This is a genomic window from Candidatus Poribacteria bacterium, assembly GCA_026706025.1.
In the GTDB taxonomy this organism is placed as follows: Bacteria; Poribacteria; WGA-4E; order WGA-4E; family WGA-3G; genus WGA-3G.
This window is the reverse complement of sequence record JAPOZO010000052.1, coordinates 21,754-39,773: the sequence shown is the minus strand read 5'-3', so window position 1 is coordinate 39,773 and position 18,020 is coordinate 21,754. Positions and strand designations below refer to the sequence as shown.

The 18,020-nt window shown below is 48.8% G+C and carries 16 protein-coding genes and 1 riboswitch; of the genes, 7 read left to right on the top strand and 9 right to left on the bottom strand.

Annotated features, from left to right (window positions below; translation table 11 throughout):
- Nucleotides 1-47 precede the first annotated feature (47 nt).
- Entirely contained in the window at nt 48-1,667 is a 1,620-nt protein-coding gene (gene ggt, locus OXH00_11115; GenBank protein ID MCY3741561.1) for a gamma-glutamyltransferase, read from the bottom strand.
- Nucleotides 1,668-1,700: 33 nt separating this feature from the next.
- Nucleotides 1,701-1,991: a glutaredoxin family protein gene (locus OXH00_11110; protein ID MCY3741560.1), complete on the bottom strand. Its 291-nt coding sequence runs from the start codon at nt 1,989-1,991 to the stop codon at nt 1,701-1,703.
- 257 nt (nt 1,992-2,248) lie between these two features.
- Here OXH00_11110 and OXH00_11105 point away from each other — a divergent pair, with 257 nt between their 5' ends.
- Nucleotides 2,249-2,515, top strand: coding sequence for a hypothetical protein (locus tag OXH00_11105; GenBank protein MCY3741559.1), 267 nt, complete (start codon nt 2,249-2,251; stop codon nt 2,513-2,515).
- A gap of 20 nt (nt 2,516-2,535) precedes the next feature.
- Nucleotides 2,536-2,742 carry a hypothetical protein gene (locus OXH00_11100; protein ID MCY3741558.1) on the top strand — a complete coding sequence of 69 codons (207 nt, stop codon included), beginning with the start codon at nt 2,536-2,538 and terminating at the stop codon, nt 2,740-2,742.
- Nucleotides 2,743-2,847: 105 nt separating this feature from the next.
- On the opposite strand, the gene OXH00_11095 is transcribed toward OXH00_11100, so the two are convergent.
- From OXH00_11095 to OXH00_11080, 4 genes are all read right to left on the bottom strand, one after another.
- Nucleotides 2,848-4,053 carry a putative DNA binding domain-containing protein gene (locus tag OXH00_11095; GenBank protein MCY3741557.1) on the bottom strand — a complete coding sequence of 402 codons (1,206 nt, stop codon included), beginning with the start codon at nt 4,051-4,053 and terminating at the stop codon, nt 2,848-2,850.
- Nucleotides 4,054-4,158: 105 nt separating this feature from the next.
- Complete coding sequence (locus OXH00_11090) at nt 4,159-5,859, bottom strand: PQQ-binding-like beta-propeller repeat protein (GenBank protein MCY3741556.1); 1,701 nt, start codon at nt 5,857-5,859, stop codon at nt 4,159-4,161.
- Nucleotides 5,860-5,955: 96 nt separating this feature from the next.
- A complete protein-coding gene (locus OXH00_11085) occupies nt 5,956-7,845 on the bottom strand; it encodes a hypothetical protein (protein MCY3741555.1) in 1,890 nt (629 codons plus the stop codon).
- A 242-nt stretch (nt 7,846-8,087) separates the two neighbouring features.
- Nucleotides 8,088-9,431 carry a dockerin type I domain-containing protein gene (locus tag OXH00_11080; protein ID MCY3741554.1) on the bottom strand — a complete coding sequence of 448 codons (1,344 nt, stop codon included), beginning with the start codon at nt 9,429-9,431 and terminating at the stop codon, nt 8,088-8,090.
- Nucleotides 9,432-9,614: 183 nt separating this feature from the next.
- Nucleotides 9,615-9,839, bottom strand: a riboswitch (cobalamin riboswitch).
- 371 nt (nt 9,840-10,210) lie between these two features.
- Between OXH00_11080 and hisI the strand changes: the two genes are divergently transcribed.
- From hisI to OXH00_11055, 5 genes are all read left to right on the top strand, one after another.
- On the top strand, nt 10,211-10,591 hold the full coding sequence (hisI, locus tag OXH00_11075; protein MCY3741553.1) for a phosphoribosyl-AMP cyclohydrolase: 381 nt from the start codon (nt 10,211-10,213) through the stop codon (nt 10,589-10,591).
- Between the two features lie 232 nt (nt 10,592-10,823).
- Nucleotides 10,824-12,326 (top strand): anthranilate synthase component I, encoded by a 1,503-nt coding sequence (gene trpE / locus OXH00_11070; GenBank protein ID MCY3741552.1) that lies wholly within the window; start codon nt 10,824-10,826, stop codon nt 12,324-12,326.
- Nucleotides 12,327-12,358: 32 nt separating this feature from the next.
- On the top strand, nt 12,359-12,922 hold the full coding sequence (locus OXH00_11065) for an aminodeoxychorismate/anthranilate synthase component II (GenBank protein MCY3741551.1): 564 nt from the start codon (nt 12,359-12,361) through the stop codon (nt 12,920-12,922).
- A 171-nt stretch (nt 12,923-13,093) separates the two neighbouring features.
- Nucleotides 13,094-13,861 carry an adenine nucleotide alpha hydrolase gene (locus OXH00_11060; GenBank protein MCY3741550.1) on the top strand — a complete coding sequence of 256 codons (768 nt, stop codon included), beginning with the start codon at nt 13,094-13,096 and terminating at the stop codon, nt 13,859-13,861.
- A 4-nt stretch (nt 13,862-13,865) separates the two neighbouring features.
- Nucleotides 13,866-14,504, top strand: a complete 639-nt coding sequence (locus tag OXH00_11055; GenBank protein ID MCY3741549.1) for a hypothetical protein — start codon at nt 13,866-13,868, stop codon at nt 14,502-14,504.
- On the opposite strand, the gene panB is transcribed toward OXH00_11055, so the two are convergent.
- The 3 genes from panB to proS all read right to left on the bottom strand — a co-directional run bounded on the left by panB (nt 14,501) and on the right by proS (nt 18,000).
- Entirely contained in the window at nt 14,501-15,331 is an 831-nt protein-coding gene (gene panB / locus OXH00_11050; protein MCY3741548.1) for a 3-methyl-2-oxobutanoate hydroxymethyltransferase, read from the bottom strand. The genes OXH00_11055 and panB overlap by 4 nt on opposite strands.
- Before the next feature lie 200 nt (nt 15,332-15,531).
- Nucleotides 15,532-16,440: a succinate--CoA ligase subunit alpha gene (gene sucD / locus OXH00_11045; GenBank protein MCY3741547.1), complete on the bottom strand. Its 909-nt coding sequence runs from the start codon at nt 16,438-16,440 to the stop codon at nt 15,532-15,534.
- Nucleotides 16,441-16,563: 123 nt separating this feature from the next.
- A complete protein-coding gene (gene proS, locus OXH00_11040) occupies nt 16,564-18,000 on the bottom strand; it encodes a proline--tRNA ligase (protein MCY3741546.1) in 1,437 nt (478 codons plus the stop codon).
- Nucleotides 18,001-18,020: the final 20 nt, after the last annotated feature.

Below are 18,020 nucleotides of genomic sequence, written 5' to 3'. Positions count from 1 at the left end.
ATCCATAGCAATTGATACTTTTAAAATAAAAGAAGGACGACTATAGGTTACACACCTATTGCATACCCATCGCGCCGCGGATCAGCACCACCCATAAAACTTCCTTCTTCGGGATCAAAGGCAATACCGTGCCCTCCGCCGACAGTTGCTGTCCAATCGGGTAACACCTCTACCTCATGTCCGCGTGCTTCTAACGCTGCACGAACGGCAGCAGGGATGCGTCCCTCCATACTCACATGCGTACCGGGGTTTACCAACCGAATGCGTGGTGCCTCAATCGCCGCCTGAACGTTCATCCCGTGTTCAATTAGATTCAACACCATCTGCAAGGTTGTCTGTAGGATGCCATGGCTTCCGGGGGTACCGATTGCCGCGAACGGGTTCCCGCCTTTCCAAACTTGGCACGGCGACATACACATCTCTATCCGTTTATGCGGTCCAACAGCGTTCGGACTCTCTGGGATTCTGTCAAACCAGTTCATGAAATTGTTGAGGAACATCCCCGTTGAACCGAGAATCACGCCTGAGCCGAAGGGTTGTCCGAGACTCTGTGTCACAGCGACGATATTGCCCTCTGCATCAGCGGTGTCGAAATGGGTTGTGCATTCGGTTGTCCAATCGTCAGCGACGATTTCACCGGGGAGTTTATCCTTTGACCAGCGTTCGCCACCGCTAACTGCTGCTTGTTCACCAATGCGTTCGCGCTGTGCCTGGGCATAGTCCTTAGATAGCAACCGTTCGATCGGCGGATTCGGGCGCGGTGCATACTCGGCTCTATCCGCACTCGCTAACTTAATCGCTTCAATCAGTAGATGCAGGTATTCTGGCGTATTGTGTCCGAGTTCACCAAGTCCATCGTTCTCTAAAATATTCAGCGTCTCCAAGTACTGAAAGCCGGAACACGGCGGCGGTGGGCAGTAGACTTCGTAATCTTTGTAGGTAACAGAGAGAGGCTCCTGCCACTCCACCTCAAAATCAGCCAAATCCTTTTCAGTAATCAGTCCATCAGTTTCTTCGGAAAAACGGACAATCTCTTTAGCAATATCGCCACGGTAGAACGCTTCTGCGCCGCCTTCTGCAACCGTGCGAAACGTTTGCGCGAGATCTTTCTGCACCAAAACTTCGCCCGGATGTGGGGTTCTCCCACGCGAGGCAATAACTTCTGCAGCCCTTTCCGAAAAATAGTGATACGCACCTGCCATGAATTCCGCATTCTTGACGGTGACGGCGTACCCATTTTCTGCTAATTCAATTGCCGGCGCGAAGACATCTGCGTGATCCATACTTCCGTAATGTTCCAGCAATGCCAACCATCCGCCACAGCCACCGGGCACCATACCTGCACGAATGCCAATCTGCTGACTTTCGAGTGTCGGATAGACATCCAGTGTCGCTGCGTAAGGCGCAGTGCCCAGATAATCTAACACGCGGTGCCGTTTTTCCTTCGCACTATAGATCAGCATATACCCATTGCCAGCAATACCCGACATATAGGGTTCAACAACGTTAAGCGTTGAAGCGACGGCGACTGCCGCATCAAACGCATTACCCCCAGCAAGTAACATCCGCGCGCCAGCGAGACTTGCGAGCGGATGCGCGCTTGTCGCCATTCCGCGTGTACCCGTTACTGTCGAGCGATGCGTTGTGCCATGAGATGGAAATGCCATGGTGATCTCCTCAGGTTCTAACCCGTTTCGGGATTACAAATCCCTCCTACCAATGAAATGTCTCCGAGCCCGGTGCCATCGTAGCTGCCACATCAACTTCCAATGCGTAACGTGATGCGTAAAAAGCGGCTGCCCATCCAACTCAAGCACAGGAATCCGATATTTATATTTCGTGAAGAGTCTTAGATCTTTCGTAATGTCGATTTCTTCCACCGTAATAAATGATGCCTTCGCACTGATGTTCTGGAGAACTGCTTTTGCCTCGTCACAAAGCGGACAGTCAGGTTTGGTGTAGAACTGAAGTTGCATCGGTTTGGCTTTCAACGGCATCATCCAGAATCAGTGTGAGGCATATCTTCTTGTTTTGACCAGCATCAGAAATTGTAAAATAAGTATACTATATTTCGGCGTAATAGTCAGTAAAAAAGAAGCCAGACTTTCTGCATCTGAATCTGTAACCGATCTGCAAACCCAACGTTTATACTCTCACACATGTCTACATGTCTACATGTCTACATGTGCGGAGGTCTAAATGAAGATTCTGGTAATTCTATCAAGTAGGCGTAAAGCGAGGAGGTCTAATGCCAAATAAACCCACACTCGCAGAAACATTTAGCGGTACCGAGCAAATTCAGCAAGAGGCGGTTGATGTGCAAATGACACCGAAACCGACAGCAATGGTGCCGCCATCTCGTCAAGGGAAAAAGATGATTTCGGGACATTTCGATAAAGATGTGCATCGGCAGTTGAAAATGCTCGCATTGGAGAAGGAGACGAGTATTCAAGCGCTGCTGAGCCAAGCGTTGAATGCGCTGTTTGAGCGGAACGATATGCCGCCGATAGCGTGAACCCATTTCCGGAGGATACAATGATTTCAAACGCGAATTGGAGAGTCTTAGAGAAAACCAATCGGATGCTCGCGTTGAACTGGGAAGCACTCAAACGCGCACGCGCAACCGAGGATAAACATACCATCAAGATGGCTGAGATGAATTACTTTCAGGCGTTGCAAAGCGTGATTGTATCAACGCAAAACGCCGTCGCTCAACAGACTATCTCGACTATCTCAAAGTAAATTCGCTCTTTTCAACGCCTTTTGTGTCTGCTATAAAGTTGCGACAAGGGAACAATAGATTTGTTGTTCCCTTTACGCTGCTGGAAAACCGACGGCATTTGTCCATTACTTTGCGTGTATTATCGCCGAGGCGTGTGTGCTATTAATTTCAAATTTCGGTTCTGGATGCCCCGCTTCTGCCAGTAACCTTCTCGCTATTCGTATGCCCACACCAAAACGTTGCACGAGTTCAAAAGTCCGCATCGCTTCCGCCAAATTAGGGTTTCGATAGTCAACAAACCCGGGTTTCCCAAAATTTTCAGCCGTTATACTACCAAATACACCGCCGGGGCTTAAAATCTCGATCCGGTCGTTGTACCAATACACATGAACCGGGGCATTCGTGCCTTCGTAAGTCCGGTGCATAATAGCATTTCGGGTGATCTGTTGCACCGCTTCTATTGGATAAAGTGCTGTCCGTTTTTCAATGGGACCGGATATAATATCAACTGCAATGCGGTTATGTGCTATCAGTTTATCGTCTAAACGGCGGATCTGGTCAGAAATCGCCCCGCGTACTGCAAGACTGTCAACAATATCATCCGTGAGTTCGTTCCCATCAACTCTGAGGAATTGCACGTAAGCCCCAGGTAGGAAATCCTGTGGGTTCTTTCCAAGCGTGAGGATGCCGAGTACAGTTGCTGTCGGGTCATCTGCAGCGGCGATCATCTTTGTGGCTGCGAGCTGTTCATTCAAACTCCGATCATTGGTATCCAATATTTCCGCAGAAAACGCTTTCGGTAGGTATTCATAACTAAACAAAGCCAAGTTGAGGTCGGAAATCTGACTTGACAGGACAGGATAGAGGTCAAACGGACGCTCTAAATATCGCCGTTTTTCATTGAGTATCCGCTCATCTTGTGCTGTGGCGGTATCTCGACGCGGCCCTGTTCGGATATGAATCGCCCCTTTGCATCGGACGGGCGGTGAGTCGCTCGGTTCCACTTTAACAACTGCTACTTCCTTACCTTGTAGCCTCCGCTTTTCTACCGTCAAGGACGGTGGAGGCACAATGTTTCCGTCTGTTTTCATATCGGCTAACTGACGCAACAATTCATCCGTAATTGGTGTGGTTCCGAGAGTTACGTCGTCTTTCACACCTATAAGAATAAGGCCCGGTTTTCTATGGTCTGGTAGATCATTAGCAAAGGCGCAGATCGCCTCTCTAATTCTTTCTCGGGCACTGCCAGACAAAGACTCCTTAAATTCGACAGCATCAGATTCCCCAGTTTTAATGATTTGCAGTAGTTCTTCGTCTGTGAAATTCGACATCAGGATACCCACCTAATTTGTTAAAATCGAAAAGTCTATAATAAGTATACAGACGGACTTTGGGTTTGTCAAGGTGTCATCTTTGATTCGGTTGTTCTTGGGCAATCAATACAACACATGCACCCGATTTTTTCCGCGCACCGTCTCATCTGGCATTGCCATCGGCACTTCAACGATAACAATGAGCCTGCCATCTGCACTCATCGCAAGCGTATCATAAGGCAGTTGTCCCTCTGTACGATAGGTGTACAGATATTTCGATAAGCCGCTGCCGTCTGCTGTCAAATCGAACACTGACACACCGTGAAGGCTCTCGTTCGGATCTTGTGTACGCTTGGAAACAGATAACACAGCATAACGGTCTTTCGCATCAATGCGCAAGCCTTGCGGCATATTCTCAAGTTGCCACTGCCAGATTTTTTCGCCAGACCACGAATAGGCAAACAGCGTCATCCCGTTGGGGTGTCCCGCCGAAGGTTTTTGTGCGCCCTTCCGAAGATGATAGGGAATGTAAGTGTCCCCAGTAACAAAAAGTGCTGCCACGTCCGTTGCACCGATCGTGCCGGAAGTTGCCACAATAGGAATACCACTGACCTCTAATGGTGTCGTCAAATTCTCCTGCCATATCGGTTCCGACTTGTTCACGTCGAAAATGAAGGCGCGTCCGTCATCGGTTGTCAGGTTGATGAACTTACCACTGGGAGATATGCTGACACCTCTCCAGAACGTGACCTGTGCAAAATACTCGCGCAGCGGTTCAATATCCGCGTGCCACTTTTCCGTTCCTTCTGCTGTGTTAAGAACAACGAGTTTTCCATTACCGGCACCGTTTTCATCGGTCGGACTCCCTTGTAGGTTATGTCCACTGTCTGTTACAAGCCCAAGAGTCTTCCCATCGGCACTTACGTCAAACCAGCGTATTATCTTTGAAGTCGCCTTGTCATCGGGCCATTTCCAAATGACATTCCCCGTTTCGCTGTCAAACCTATAGAGTTGGGACATCTTACGGGGTATATCGTTTTCTGTCCAGGAGTGCACGCTTGCCACCAAAAGATCTCCATTAGCCAGCGTTCGCATACACGCTGGACCGGGGTAGTTGACCCACGCGTAGACACTGTCCGGATTGCTCGGCGTAGAAGTTTCGATGTCGTCAGCTGTGCGATATTTCCAGCGAAGTGTCGGTTTTGCGGCGGTCAGATCGTAGCAATAGATAAATCCATCTGCCGCCTGTTCCCCAATGTAGAGCAAAGAACCATCAGAACTAAACGCCATCCGTCTTACGTACCCTTCCGAAATACGGGTTTTCCAGAGCGTCTCACCCGTGATCGGATGGAGAACAGCGAGGTGTCCACTGTCTGTCGCAACCGCCAACTTCTCTGTGTTGGGCGCGCCCCCGTGTCCTAAGGCAATCGCTGTCGGTTTCGCAGGTTGACGAAGGTTTTCCATCAGCGATAAAAGCGTATCTAATTCAACAGTGCGAATGAGGTACGACACCGGCTTTAGCGGCGCAGTCGCTGTTATCAGGTTATCGTTCAGGCGAAATTGGTAATTTTGATTCGGTTGCCATGTGAATTGCAGTAGAACGCGGTCGGTATCAAGTCGTTGGATTGTGAGGACTTCGGTTAACGCTTGTGCTGTGCCGTTGAATACCGTCGCGACGCTGATTTGGTCTGAGATACCATCTTTGTGTTCAGTTTCAACGACTACGCCTGTCCGAACCCAGGTGACACGCATATCGGCTGTTGAAATGCTAATGGGTAAAATAACAAACAGACAGAGAAAAATAAAAAATGGAATTCGCTTCATTGTTGTATTCCTTATGTTTGTGTTGCAATTCTTGGGCGAGGTTAATACTTCGCCAGCGGAAGAGAAATAACTGTCGGCAAAATTAGAGCAGTGGGATTAATCCGCTACACGCCATAAACCTCTACCCAATCTCGCGCCGAGAAGCACACCGATAAATGTATAGGCGAACCCCTCTATTAGAATCCGAAGGACAATGTACCAATCGGCATAGAAAAGCCGATAAAACAATATAGAGAGTTGGAGATCGACATAAACGGCAATCGCATCGCAGAGTCCCAGCACGACTGCCCACGCTAATGTATTCCGTCCTCGTACGAATAGAAATCCTGTTTCCAATAGAAGGACACTTGTGCCAGTGTAGACAATCGCCATCGGTGTGAAAAGACCGAACGTAACACCACTGAGAAGTAGACGCACCGCCGAGACAAGCAAGATTACGCCGCTGCCTTTACTGTCGTGCCGTGTTGCGTTCTCCGGGACTCCGCTAATATAAATTAACAGTGCAGTGAGCAACGCATAGTAAAGCGTCTCGTTGATTAAACCGGTCAGCAATACAGAAAAGGGACCGAGGACGGCACGGATTAGATTGAGAAACAGTGTTGACGGCACCATGACACCTACGAAAATTGTCGTGCCGAATAGGGCGATAACAATGATCTGTTTTGTGGTGAACCTCGCGAAAATTCGCTCATGAAACCGTAGTACGACTGCGAAACCAATGCTGCTGCAGATGATTGCCAGTAGACTGATAAGCAGTGCCTGTTGGTTTGGAACGATCAGGTGTAATGGACGTTTTTCGCGAAGGATCGTCGCATCGCTGCCCCAAACCTTTACTGTAATGTCCCGCGTGTACTCTCCAGGAATTGCATGTTCCGGTTGCCCTTGTTTTATATATATCGGGTGGAAATAGATAGGCAGCGGGATTTCTGTAACCACGCCTCCGGGTAAACTCGCGAACGCCACACTCCGATTTGATCCTCCGTTCGCTGTTTCCAGTGGCGCGAGAAACGGGATCGTTTCACCGCTCTGCGTATCTGTGTTGATTGATGATACCACTATATGGATCGTCTCTTCACCCGCATTGCGGAGCTGCACTGTCTGGTAAGTTATCGGTTCATACGCATTGGTCTGTGGTGCTCCGAGCCATCTGAATAGCGGACGTGCATAGTAGATGGTATCTTCGCGTTGTCTGGAGTCTGCCGCACCCATTGCATCCGTAGGCATCTCGATTGATTCTATAGAGAGGCGTTCGGCGATCTCTGGAATAGTTGCCATCTGAAGCTGTACCCTCGCCTGCTGCTCCCATGTCTGTCCACTATCTGCTGTGAAACGGACAGTCCCAGAAATTTCTTGACTCTCTATTCGGTCTACCTCGGATGTTCTCAGCACTAACTCGCGGTACCAGACTTCCGACGCGATACCAAGTCTGCCAGTGGTAAAGAGACAGATTTCCTGATCGATTGCCTCACTTTTCCAATCTGTCGGCAGACGCACGAGGGTTAGCGTAGGAGGCAGGCAAAGTTTGAGGTCAAAGGTCGTTGGTACATTCCCGTTTCTAACGAGGACTATGGCTGTCATTTCGCTTCCGTGTAGAACGAGTGCTTTCTGCTCGCTTTCTGACGCATTTTTCAGATCCGACTGTTGCGCAGCACCATACGGAATAGCAATCTCTAAATTTCCCTGTGTGTATACGTGTGGTGCGGTTACCTTTTCAGTATCAACACTTCCTGTGGACAAAGTCGCCTCAAATCTGTAGGTTTCCCCCTCACGCCATTGAAAATAGAGCGACTCTGTCTGCCGAGGTGGTACCGGAAAATCGAGTTGTGCAACCCTCACGCCATTTGCATTAAAAGCACTCAGACGCTGTACCGGTGCCTCTGTACTGAATTGCACCTTTGCCCCCAAAGAGAAGAACGTCACCTTCCATGAGAACGGTTCTTCTTTCGGAGTTGCGGCACAACCGATTAGGAAAACGAACAAGGGCATGCACAAGGCTGCTTTTTTTCTTGCTGTCATTCGATTCAGAGAATGCGTCATACCGCTGTCCGTTCCTAAGGTGAAAGATTGGAATTTCAACAGTGAATACGGGGCGCGGTTCCACGAAGTTTAATTATTTAAATCGGTAGTGCCTCAGTAGCCTCTTGGTAGGAGCGAGCTGTGCTCGCGATCCGTAACAATTACCGAAATATTTATTTAATCTTCAACAAACCGCGCCCGCGAACGCTAAGTTAAAGTGCTTGCCCTATCAGCACAAGGTCAAGAATATTGACCACTTCGTCACCATTAACATCGGCGATGATACCAGGTCCCTGATCTCCTAAGAACCGGCTCGCGATTGTCAAATCCTCGGCGTTGATAAACCCATCGTTGTTTAGGTCTTCTCGGCGCGAGATAACTTGTGCGAACGCAAGGATAGAAGCACCGGGACCAACATGATACGTTTGCAAAAGAGATGCATCCATGACATCCATGACGCGAACGTAATCCTGTCCACCGCCTCCCCAGTCGGGTTTGGTGATATAAAGATTGCCGTCTGGGCTAAAGGTCAAACCACCACCGATAGGGGCATCCGCATCGTTACTGAAGTTAGCAATCGTATCGTCTTCATCGCGAATCCAGTCTTGGGCAGCGACATCGTAGATGAGCAAACCGGGGTTCTGCCAGCTGCCTTGCATAAACAGCTGCTTTTCAGAATTAAGAGCGGCGGATCCAGGTGTGAACCCGAGTTTAACTGTTTCGGTAATCTCATCGGTGGTCGCGTCAATCAGAACGAGGTACCCGGTAATGTCATTGTAATTGCCTGTCGACTTGACGATAACAGTCGATTCGCCGTCGTTAAGGATTTGGCCCGCGTTTGTCGGCACCGGTATTGACTCCAGAATGATGTCTGTCTCCGTATCAATCACTGTGACAGTGCTCTGGTAATAGGTGGTTTTCCTTGCTTCTGGATCCCATTCCCATGCCGGATTCGAGACGTAGGCTTTGCCGTTGAGTAACGTGATACCCGTCGGTTTATTGAAGGCACCGGTGAGAACTTTCGTTACATTACGATTCGGAATGTCAACGACATGCACCTCATGCGCCGCTGCACAGGTAACGTACAACTTCTGATCGTTGATAAAAACAATCTGCTGAGGAGTCGCACCTGCTTGGATCGGAATTTCGCCAACAATTTCTCGGGCTTCCAAGTTGATAATAAAGATATTATCGCCGTTACTTGGAGCACCCGTAACGGGTAAATTAAAAGTCGGAATATACGCGAGATGTCCTCGGATGGCGAGACCAACTGCCCGCCGCCGCTGAAGCACTTCGTTGCTAAAATGGAGTATTTCGTTGTCAACGGCTCGTCTTTCATTCGGTTCCATTAAATCGATGAGTGAAAGCGATGCCGTAATACCCAAATCCGGATGCGTCAGGGCATTTATGACAACCGCAAGGTCTTGAACCTCTGTTTGTCCAAAGGTTGGATTAATGAGGAGCGTGAGGAATAGCACGACTATTAGTACGGATGCGTGCCGTTTGAAACGCGGTGTGGATGAGAAAGGTCGCCGAGAGAAAAAAAATCTGTTCATTAAAACCTCCGTAATGAAACAAGAAACCCCTGCTTCCAACGGAAAGACAGGGGATGCGGCGACACTCCATATACGCTGATCCTGCAATGGGGTCCAAAAATTTCATACCTGAATCCGGACTTCTATATTTAATCTAACAGGATACTACTGTGCGCTGTTCCACCGCTTTCCCGCGAAAGCAGATGCGTGAAACACGATCCAGGCAGGTCTCCTGACTTCCGATCTTTTGGCGTAGCTTGCAAGCCAAAACTTGCGCTACAAAAGTCCGCTGAACCTTCCCATCAGTAAATTGACAGTGGTTTTTTCAGCGGATATTTGCGATCGTTCACAGTGGCGGGGCCGTGGCGGATTCTCACCGCGCTTCCCTATTCTCCGGCTTTCTCCGGCACCTGAACCGTTAATTTATTCAAATGTAATGTCTATATTATATCACATTGCGGCATTTTTTGCAAATTTTTTGTGGAATGTCGGCAGGGAACTAACAAAAAATTTGACAACACAGATTGGATGTGGTATCATTAATGAAATCAATGTTTAGAATCAAATATTTTCCTGAAAAGTGAGAAAAATGATACTTGTACGTTCACACTCCAACTTGCATAGCATGGTCAATCATTGGCATTGGTGGCATTCCAACTGCTTGCGGAGGAGTGTGCGCCTAAACGGATAACTGAAATACATATTGAAAATCGTCGTTTTTCATTTCTAAGTCCAGTTGAAGCCTTATGCACACAAATCCGAGCTGCATAAGGTTTTTTGTTTTAAAAAGGAGAATTCGTATGAAGATTCTATCAGAACTCAAGTACGACCGTGACGGCTTAGTCGCCGCAGTCATTCAAGATCGCACAAACAACGAAATCCTGATGGTAGGTTACATGAATGCTGAGGCAATCAAACAAACCCTATCAACCGGACGCGTCTGCTTCTGGAGCCGTTCCCGCCAAAAACTGTGGATCAAGGGGGAGACTTCAGGGCATACACAGACGGTGGAATCTGTCGCAGTGGATTGCGACGGCGATGCCCTGCTCATAAAGGTTGAGCAAAAAGTCGCAGCGTGCCATGTCGGCTATCGTTCCTGCTTTTTTAGGGAAGTCTCCCCCGATGGCGAATCAACGCGTGTCATAGGTGAAAAGGTTTTCGAGGAAGATGCCGTCTATTAGTCTTTGATATTTCTCAGTTTTCAGACCTTGGTATCCACTCGAAAATCTTGATCTGCGTTATAATTATGAGTTATCGGAAACTATTGGTTAAGACGGTTTTCATCGTTGACCATCCCCACGCCAACTAATGGACATCAAGATGAACCCTTTGTAACAAGAAACCTCATTAACTGGTAACTGACAACCGATAACTGACAACCGTAATACTAAAGGTTTGAAAAAGGAGTTACTGATGTATTATCCGACGTTGGAGGAATTCCGAGAAAAAGCGAAATTAGGAAACACGGTCCCAGTATATCGACCGATTTTGGCTGATATGGAGACACCGGTATCCGCTTTCTACAAGTTGATGCCGGATAATTATGCGTTCTTATTGGAGAGCGTTGAAGGCGGTGAAAACATTGCGCGTTACTCCTTCTTGGGAAGTCAGCCTTCAATGCTTTTTCATAGCAAGGGACATCAGGTTACGATTGAGTATTTAGAAAAAGGCGAAACAGTGTCGCAGGAATACGAAGATCCACTAAAGGCACTTGAAGAAGTGATGCAGGGCTATCAACCTGTTGATGTCGAAGGCTTACCGCAATTCCACGGGGGTGCGGTCGGTTATATGAGTTACGACATGGTACGTTTCGTCGAGGAATTGCCCGACAATACCGAAGATGAGCTGCAGCTTCCAGATTGTTTTTTCATGATTGCCGAAACGATTCTTGTGTTTGACCATGTCAACCATCAGATTAAGATTGTCGCAAACGCGCATATTGATGGAGATGTAGATGCCGCCTATACCGATGCCGTTGCGAAAATTGGGGCATTGGTCGAAAAACTCACAGCGGCTTCCGACACACATTTGAGGCGCAATAGGGAGGATCGTTTCAGTAACCCTCCGGAAACTGTCCCGGATCCGGATTCAAATTTCACACAGCCTGCTTATGAAGAAGCGGTCCTGCGTGCTAAGGAATATATCGCAGCAGGCGATATAATACAAGTTGTGCCTTCACAGCGGTTCAATCGTCCGGTGTCTGTGGACCCGTTTGATATCTATCGGGCGTTACGCGTGGTGAATCCGTCCCCATATATGTATTACCTGAAACTTAATAGTTTCGACATTGTCGGGGCATCGCCAGAGATGATGGTGCGTGTAGAAGATGGGATTGTCCAGACCGTTCCAATCGCTGGAACGCGCCCGCGGGGTAAGACTCCCGAGGAGGACCGTGAGTTGGGAGAAGCACTTATCGCCGATCCGAAGGAGCGGGCAGAGCATGTAATGCTCGTCGATTTAGGGCGAAACGACCTTGGACGTGTATGTGAATATCATACGGTTGAGGTAACCGAGTTGATGATAGTGGAACGCTTTTCGCACGTAATGCATATCGTTTCACACGTCGTAGGACGGTTGCGTGAAAATCTCACCGCTTTTGATGTGATCCGCGCATGCCTCCCCGCAGGAACACTTTCTGGCGCACCGAAGATACGTGCGATGGAGATCATTGACGAACTCGAACCGACACGTCGTGGAACCTACGGTGGGACAGTCGGCTATTTCAGTTTCTCTGGAAGTGCAGACACCGCGATTACCATCCGAACCGCGGTTATCAAAGATGGCACCGCTTATGTGCAGGCAGGCGGCGGTGTTGTTGCAGATTCTGTACCTGAAACTGAGTATTACGAAACCATGAGTAAGGCGTGGGCACTGCTGAGTGCTATTGAGATGGCAGAGCAAGGGCTTTTGTTGTAGGATTGATTTTTCCGTGCAATAGGAGAAAAAAAATGGTTTTAATGATTGATAACTACGACTCCTTTACCTATAACTTGGTTCAGTATTTGGGTGAACTCGGTGCTGAACTGGAGGTACATCGGAGTCGCAAGATAGGGTTGGATGCGTTAGACGCGCTGCAACCGGAACGAATTGTCATTTCACCCGGACCTTGTACGCCGAAAGAGGCAGGCATCTCCAACGATACCATACAACACTTCGCCGGAAAAGTCCCGATTTTAGGGGTCTGTCTCGGACATCAGTGCATCGGAGACGTATTTGGTGGTGATGTTGTTCGTGCGGATCGGTTGATGCACGGCAAAACCTCTATGATACACCACAACGGTGCTGAACTTTTCGAGGGGTTAGACAACCCGTTTGAAGCGACGCGTTACCATTCGCTTATCGTGAAAAGAGAGACGCTCCCAGACTGCTTTGAGATTACCGCTTGGACAGACCAAGACGAGATCATGGGACTTCGGCATAAGACCTTACCTATCTGGGGTGTCCAGTTCCATCCAGAGTCAATCTTGACAACCGCAGGGAAAGACTTATTGGCAAACTTCTTAGCGCTTTAAATTACAATAGCCTGTGCATCCTCTGTGGCATAGGCTGTTGGTCTCCTGTGCATCTTCAGTAGCATAGGGGCCCGTTGCTTTCCTGTGTATCTTTAGTAGCATAGGCTGTTAGCCTGTGCATCTTACGAATTGTCCAAACTATACTATAAGTCAACAAAAAGGTAAAATAAAATGACTAAACAGACAAGCGAAATGGCACCAGTGCCTGTCTTAGTTTCTTGGTCCTCAGGCAAAGATTCTGCGTGGGCACTACACACACTCCGCCAAAAACCCGAACGTTACGATGTCCGCGGTATTTTTACAACTGTCACAAAAACATTTGACCGAGTTTCGATTCATTCTACACCGGCGTGGGTGTTGAAACAGCAGTCTGAGAAACTCGGTGTGCCGTTATACGAGATACCGATCCCGTACCCTTGTTCCAATGCGATTTACGAAGAAGCGATGCGAAAGTTCCTCGCTGAGGTGGAAGCGTTGCCCGCACATTTGACCGCATCGCATTTCGCATTCGGGGACCTCTTCTTGGAAGACATCCGTGAATACCGAGAGGATAAACTCAAAGACACCGGTTTCACACCAATTTTCCCAGTATGGGGAGAGGACACACCGCTGCTTGCGGAAAAGATGATCGCTTCCGGCTTGCGGGCTATTATCACTGCGCTCAACCCAACCAAAGTTCCCGCCGACTTTGCAGGACGATGGTTTGACGCGAACCTCCTCGCAGAGTTGCCAGAGGGTGTGGATCCGCTCGGTGAAAACGGGGAGTTCCATACATGTGTTGTTGATGGACCGATGTTCAGTTCACCTGTCGCCGCAAAACCGGGAGAAGTCGTTCAACGGGACATCGTTTCAGCCAAGGATAAAGATGACAAAATTCACACAAGCAGCAATACGTCACCGACTTACGTCTATGCTGATGTAGTGCCGCTGGACGGGTAATTGGATGAAAGCAGCCGTGTTGTGGACAGGCGGAAAAGATTCCGCACTCGCATTTCAAGTCTCCTTAAATCTTTACGATATAGGGAGACTTGTCTGTTTTGTCCCAGCGGACAACCGACAATTCTATGCACACCCAACGGAACTCATGGAACTACAAGCGCAAAAGGTCGGGATTCCAATTGAATTCGTGCCGATTTCCGAACCCTATAAACAGAGTTACCGCCAACAAATTGAGGCGATTAGAGACACCGGAATTGAGGTGCTAATTACAGGCGATATTTCTACGGTGAATGGGATGCCGAATTGGATAGAAGAAGTCGCTGCAGGTTTGGTGGAGGTCCATAAACCGTTGTGGGAATCGGATCGGCATACAATATTGGATACGCTAATCTCCAACAAATTTAAAATAATCTGTTCCCTCGCTTACAAAAAGCACTTTCAACCGACGATCGCCGGTAGGTATTTGAATGCCGATCTCATTTCAGAACTCAAGCAGCTACCGATTGATGCATGTGGTGAACAGGGTGAATACCACACATGGGTGTTAGATACACCGTTCTTCAAAGAGCCTGTGCAATTAGAAGACACACACGTCGTTGATGCAGATGAGTATTGTTATCTCACCTATGAACGCGCAATTTAGCACCTTAATTTTAACCACTTCTGCACTCGCTCAAGCTTGTCTGGGGGAATGTGGGAGGTGTTCGCATCACTCGGAAACGTACCGTTCGTTACCTCCTCGCGATACCGACTGATTGCCTCAAAAGTTAATTGATTGTAATCCTGATAGCGTTTGGCGTGTTTGAAGGGTGGACCGATACCTAATATATCGTTGATGACAAGTACCTGCCCGTCACAGAACCGTCCGGCACCGATGCCGATGGTCGGAATATCAACGGTCTCCGTGATGATTTGGCTGACTTCTTCGGTGATTTTCTCAAGCACGATGAGTTTCGCACCCGCGTCAGTAAGTGCTGATGCTGCTTCAATGAGCCGTTTCGCTTTAGCAAAAGTCTTTCCGTGTGTCGCTGCTTTACTACCGTGGATTTGTGGGTTGTGACCGATGTGCGTGCAAGTCTCTATGCCTTGTTCAGCCAACGCGGTAACAATCGGAACCTTTTCTATACCGCCTTCCAATTTAACACCATCTGCCCCATCTGCTAAGAAAAGTTTCGCATTGGCAACAGCATGCTTGGCATCGCGGTCGGCGGCGTAAGGCATATCAACAAGGAGGTAGGCATCTGTCACACCGCGACGTACCGCTTTGAGATGATGACGCATATCTGCCATCGTCACTTCCGTCTCGCTTTTATAGCCGAGGATGTTCGTGCCAACGCTATCCCCAACGAAAACAATGTCAATTCCCGCCTCGTCTTGCAAGCAAGCGGTCGGGTAATCGTAACAGGTCAGCACAGTGATCGGTTGCTGCTGCTGTTTTTTGGTGTGAAGGTAAGCGATGTCTTTTTTCATGTTTTTGACTATTATACTGAACTTTGGGCAATTTTAAAATAGATAAGGCTTCTGATCGGACACCCTCTTTTGTACCATAGGCTGTTAGCCTGTGATTCTTCGTACCATAGGCTGTTAGCCTGTGGCACTGTAGCGTAGAACTTTCAACCGAGTTTCCGAGCATCAGAGATATTCCGTTATAGGAGAACGATGCTAAGACCTTAACAGTTTAAAATTTCTGCCACAGTTTCCCCAATAGTAGCGAGGCTATCTGCCACGGTAATTCCAGCAGCCTTGAGTGCCTGAATCTTGTCTGCAGCGGTGCCTTGTCCGCCGGAAATAATCGCACCGGCGTGTCCCATCCGTTTGCCCGGTGGCGCAGTCTGTCCAGCGATAAAACCTACGACAGGTTTTGTCATTTCGTTTTTCACGAACGCTGCCGCCGTTTCCTCTGCTGTCCCACCGATTTCACCGATTAAAACAACGGCGTGCGTGTCGTCGTCCGCCTCAAAAAGTTTCAGGACATCAACAAAGTTTGTCCCAATCACAGGGTCGCCACCGATACCGACACACGTGGACTGCCCGATGCCAAGTCGTTTCAGTTGATAGGCAGCTTCATAAGTTAACGTCCCACTTCGAGAGACGATGCCGACGTTGCCCGGCATGTAGGCAAACTCAGGCATCACACCGATTTTGCATTCGCCGGGGGTAATGATACCCGGACAGTTCGGACCGATGAGCCTCGGGGGACCGTTCGGGATGATAAACGGATTGTCAAAATTACCTGTCTTCAAGTAGGCTTTCGCCCTAACCATATCCAGGACCGGGATATGTTCGGATATACAGACGATAAGCGACACCCCAGCCGCCGCTGCTTCCATGACTGAATCCGCCGCGTTGAAACGCGCGGGAACGAAAATCAGTGAGGTATCTGCACCTGTCGCTGCGACTCCGTCTGCCACAGTGTCATATACGGGGATGCCGTTTACATCAGACCCGCCTCTACCGGGGACTGCACCGGCAACAATTTGGGTGCCGTAAGCTGCGCACTGTTCCGTATGAAAGCGTCCAGAACGGCCTGTAATACCTTGAACGATCACTTTTGTATTTTTATTAACAAGTATACTCATATTGTTTTGTGGTTGTCAGTTAGTTTGTTGTGGCGTTCAGATATGCTATGGATTCCACAGGAAAACTATCTACGACAAGATATTAACTCTCACTGCGAGGCAAACTGATAACTGATGACTAATTTAGTATGCACGAGAAAAGACTGCGATCTCCGCTGCAAATTGACCGCAGACAATACATTCACCATCACCATCGGGTTGTTCCATTGGGATACATCGGATAGTTGCTTGCGTCTCCTCGCTAACCTGATCTTCACATGCTGCGTCACCACACCAGCGTGCGCGCGCGAATCCATTTTCAATGACTTCTTTGAATGTGTCGTAAGTGTCGGGTTCAAAGGTGTTTGCATCCCGAAACTCTGTCGCTCGTTTCAGCATATCTGCTTGAATTGTGTCGAGCATCTGTGTTACTGTCTCCGCAGCGTTGTCAATCGGAACAAACGTTTTGCCTTCTTTGCCCGGTATATCACGACGTGCGAGAACGACCTGCTGGTTGCTCAAGTCACGGGGACCTATCTCAATACGCAGCGGCACACCTTTGAGTTCCCATTCGTTAAATCGCCATCCGGGTGAATAGTCGAACCTATCGTCAACGTGATAACGGACACCGTCCAAGGTCTCACAAATACCGTCAACGGCTTGCATGACTGCTTGCTTATCATCCTCTCTGTTTTTCGGAACAATTGGTACAATGACGAGTTGTGTGGGCGCGAGTCTCGGCGGTAGGACTAACCCTTGATCGTCCCCATGCGCCATGATAATCGCACCGATCATCCGCGTGCTGACTCCCCAACTCGTTGTCCAGCAGTGCTGCTGTTTCTGATTGGCATCAAGGTATTGAATCTCAAAAGCTTTTGCGAAGTTCTGTCCGAGATCGTGCGATGTACCGGCTTGGAGGGCGCGTTTATCACCCATCATCGCCTCGATGGTATAAGAGGTAAGCGCACCGGGGAACTTTTCGCTTTCGCTCTTGCGACCCGGGATAACAGGGATCGCGGCTTCGTTGACTGCGAAATCGGCGTAGATATCCAGAATGCGGAGCGTTTCTTCTTCTGCTTCCGCGTGGGTCGCGTGTGCGGTATGCCCTTCCTGCCAGTAGAATTCCGTCGTTCTCAGGAAAAGACGGGTACGCGGCTCCCAACGGACTACGTTTGCCCACTGATTGATAAGCACAGGTAGGTCACGGTAAGACTGGATCCACTGGCTATACATATAGCCGATGATGGTTTCAGATGTCGGACGCACCACAAGCGGTTCTTCCAACTTTTTTCCGCCACCATGGGTGACAATAGCAAGTTCAGGTTTGAAACCTTCGACGTGTTCCGCCTCTTTCTCAATAAAGCTCATCGGAATAAAGAGCGGAAAAGCGGCGTTTTGGTGTCCTGTCTCCTTGAAACGGGTATCCAGTTGTTCCTTGACGTTCTCCCAGAGTGCGTAACCGTAGGGACGCACGACCATGCAGCCGCGCACAGGCGTGTAATCTGCCATCTCTGCTTGACGGATGACTTGGGTATACCATTTTGCGTAGTCTTCACTACGCGGAACGATTTTATCAAACATCTCTTTTCCTCTGTGGTCTG